Source organism: Mesorhizobium sp. M4A.F.Ca.ET.020.02.1.1 (assembly GCF_004022645.1).
In the GTDB taxonomy this organism is placed as follows: Bacteria; Pseudomonadota; Alphaproteobacteria; order Rhizobiales; family Rhizobiaceae; genus Mesorhizobium.
Window position 1 is genome coordinate 1 of record NZ_RZOI01000693.1, and the last position, 3,174, is coordinate 3,174.

General features: G+C 66.7%; 4 protein-coding genes and 1 pseudogene. 3 read left to right on the top strand and 2 right to left on the bottom strand.

Going from position 1 to position 3,174, the window contains the following annotated elements:
- Nucleotides 1–465 (bottom strand): annotated as a pseudogene (locus tag EN742_RS29425) (mannitol dehydrogenase family protein); the annotation flags it as partial.
- 172 nt (nucleotides 466–637) lie between these two features.
- Here EN742_RS29425 and EN742_RS29430 point away from each other — a divergent pair.
- The 3 genes from EN742_RS29430 to EN742_RS29440 are packed head-to-tail and all read left to right on the top strand — an operon-like array spanning nucleotide 638 to nucleotide 2,068.
- Nucleotides 638–943, top strand: a complete 306-nt coding sequence (locus EN742_RS29430) for a hypothetical protein (RefSeq protein ID WP_127404731.1) — start codon at nucleotides 638–640, stop codon at nucleotides 941–943.
- A complete protein-coding gene (gene kduD, locus EN742_RS29435) occupies nucleotides 940–1,719 on the top strand; it encodes a 2-dehydro-3-deoxy-D-gluconate 5-dehydrogenase KduD (RefSeq protein ID WP_127404732.1) in 780 nt (259 codons plus the stop codon). Before EN742_RS29430 ends, kduD begins: the two co-directional genes overlap by 4 nt.
- Nucleotides 1,720–1,729: 10 nt before the next feature.
- Complete coding sequence (locus EN742_RS29440) at nucleotides 1,730–2,068, top strand: cupin domain-containing protein (protein WP_126057611.1); 339 nt, start codon at nucleotides 1,730–1,732, stop codon at nucleotides 2,066–2,068.
- A 16-nt stretch (nucleotides 2,069–2,084) separates the two neighbouring features.
- On the opposite strand, the gene EN742_RS29445 is transcribed toward EN742_RS29440, so the two are convergent.
- Nucleotides 2,085–3,098 carry a glycosyltransferase family 9 protein gene (locus EN742_RS29445; protein WP_127404733.1) on the bottom strand — a complete coding sequence of 338 codons (1,014 nt, stop codon included), beginning with the start codon at nucleotides 3,096–3,098 and terminating at the stop codon, nucleotides 2,085–2,087.
- Nucleotides 3,099–3,174: the final 76 nt, after the last annotated feature.

Below are 3,174 nucleotides of genomic sequence, written 5' to 3' on the forward strand. Positions count from 1 at the left end.
GGCCAGATCGTGGACGATGTCGGGGTGGGTTTCGTCGAGCCGGCCGTCGGCTGCCCTCAGATAGGCCTTTTCGGTGATGGTCAGCGTGACGATGCGGGTGCGCGGGTCGATAAGCGCCGCCAGCACCGCGCCTGGGTCCTCGGGCGCCACCAGCATCGACTGGATCGAGCCGATGACGCGCAGGCTCTCGCCGCCGCTGTCGCGGATCGCCAGCGCGTAGAGCCCGTCCTGTGGCGCCAGCGCATCGCGCGTGTCGGCGCTGCGCAGCGAGACGCCGACAATGCCCCAGTCACGCTCTCCCGCCGCCAGGCAGTCGTCGACATAGGCGGCCTGATGGGCGCGGTGGAAGGCGCCGACGCCGAGATGGACAATGCCCGGCGCGATGTCGTCCCGATCATAGGCTGGAACCGAAACCTGATTTGGCAAGGACCGCAGCGTCCCATCGGAGAGGCGGCCGTGGGTCATGGCACCAAACACGCTGAGAGGTTTCGGCGGAGCGGCATTTTGATGTCCCGTGCGATGGATCCGATGCGGGGTATCATCTGTTCCCCGCTGCCGCAAGCAGGCTCAGGAACGCCGTTCGCGTTGACATCACTCCTGTCCGACCATACCGGTACTCCCTCCTGGAGGAGCCGTTATGTCCACGATCGCGCTGACCGATCCGGATCTGCTGTTCCCGTCGGAAGCGAATGCGCGCTCGCTGGGCCGCGCGCCATATGCCGGCGTGGAAAAGCTGCCGTCAGCCCGCACGGCCTTACCGATCGGCTCTAGAATGTGTTGTGCCTTCCTGGCGCGACTCGTCGCCGAGCACCGGCTGTGCGAGGTCGAGGCGCATGAGTTGGCAGGCGAACTTGCCTATGCGCTCGCCAAGAAGGCCTATCGGGTTGGGCGCGATCACGAAGGCACGGCGCCATCGATGACAGACAGGTGTTGGACATCATGAGCAGGACAGAGCCCGACCTTTCCGCCTTCAGCCTTGCCGGCAAACGCGTCCTGGTCACCGGCGCCAACACCGGCATCGGCCAGGGTATCGCGGTGTCGGTCGCGCGTGCCGGCGGCGCGGTGATCGGCGTCGGCCGCTCGGCGATGGATGAGACCGCCGAAAGGATAGAGGCGGCCGGCGGGAGCATCGAGGCGGTGCGCTGCGACCTTGCCGACTCGACCGCCGCGCAGGCGATGCTCGATCGGGTCTGGCGCGACAGCGGACCGCTCGACGGCCTGGTCAACAATGCAGGTATCATAAGGCGAGCCGATGCGGTCGAGTTGACCGAGGCCGACTGGGACGACGTCATCGACGTCAATCTGAAGACGGTGTTCATGCTCAGCCAAGGCTTTGCCCGGCATGTGCTTGCCGAACCCGGACGGCGCGGCAAGATCGTCAACATCGCTTCGGTGCTGAGCTTCCAGGGCGGCATCCGCGTCGCCTCCTACACGGCCTCGAAGCACGGCGTGCTCGGCATCACCCGGTTGCTCGCCTGCGAGTGGGCGCAGAAGGGCATCAACGTCAACGCCATCGCGCCGGGCTATATCGAGACCAACAATACCGAGGCGCTGCGCGCCGATCCCGATCGCCGCGCCTCGATCATGGCGCGCATCCCGGCCGGCCGCTGGGGCCGGCCGGAAGACATTGGCGACGCGGCCGTGTTCCTGCTGGCGCCGGCGTCCGACTATATGCATGGCGCCGTGGTGCCGGTGGATGGCGGCTGGCTGGCGCGCTGAGAGAGGCGAGATGACCGTGACGAAGATATTCTCGCATGCCGGCGAGGCTGCATGGACGCCGACGCCGGACGGCAACCGCCGGCGCGTGCTCCTCCACACGGACGAGCTGATGATGGTCGAGTTCGGCTTCGACAAGGGTGGCGTCGGCGCGCTGCATTCGCATCCGCATGTGCAGGCGAGCTACGTCGCCGAAGGCCGCTTCGAGGTGACCGTCGACGGCCGGACCGAAGTTCTGGAAGCCGGCGGCAGCTTCATCGTTCCGTCCAATATGCCGCACGGCGTCAGGGCGCTGGAGGCCGGGCGCCTGGTCGACAGCTTCACGCCGCACCGAGCCGATTTCCTCGGCTGATTTTTCTGACCGTAATCTAGCGCGGCAAGGCGTGGTCGCGTCGGCTCGCGGCGAGCAAGCGATGGGTGGCTTCGATAATCGCCTCGGCCGGCGTATCGGAGACTTTCGCCGATCGCCCGCGCCTAGGCGCGGTGACCACCTCGACGGTGTTCGACAGCGGCCGCCAACGTTCCATGTTAGCGCCATTGTTGATGATCACCGCCGGGGTCATGACGGTGGCGAACAGATGCCCCAGACCGCCTTCCATGCCGACATAGGCGGCCGCCATTTCGCCGAGCGCAAGCAGCAGGTCGCTGAATGCTTCGGCATCGAGCCCAAGCTCCGGGCCGACCAGTTGAAGACGGGGTTCCTTCGCGGCAAGGGTCTGCGGGCTCGGTCCGCTGCCCGGGGTGACCAGATAGAGCACCCGGCAGCCGGCATCGATGAGGTTGCCGGCGACGGCGGCGACCTGAGCGTCGCTCATGAACTTGTTGCCCTTGGCGTTGCCGCCAAGAAGGATGAGCGGACGCTGGTCCGCGCCGCGCAACTGACGCGCCATGGCGCGGGCAGCCTTCGGAACGTCCAGCCTGTGGTCGAATGGCAGATGCCTGCCGGCCAGCCGCTCCACCAGCCGATGGTAGCGCCAGGCATTGTGTTCGGGACGCAGCGTCCATCTGACGCCCGCACGCCAGGACAGCATATAGCCGGCAAAATTGGGCTCGTAGCGAACGCCGCGGCCGATGAGCTGCAATCCGGTCACCAGCAGGCCGGGCACGCCGGTGCGGAAATCGACGAGCGTCGTTTGCCCGCCGCGCGGCTTGAACTCGGCGAGGACAGCCGAAAGCGGCGTCACCGCCCTGAAATCGTCGATGAGGGAAGCGACGTGCTTCCGCAAGACACCGGTGAGCGAGGAGTTGCCCATTGTGCCATAGACGATGTGGCTCTGCGGGAAGGCCGTTCTTGCGGCCCGCAGTGCCGGCAGCCTCAGCAATCCGTCGCCGAGGGCATCGTTGCGGGCGTAGAAGATCAGCAGCGGTGCGGTCGAACCCATGCCAGTGCGGAATCCGTGACTCAGGGCGGAAATGGGTGGCCCCGATCGAGGCGCGCTCTGGTCCGGCCGCTGATAC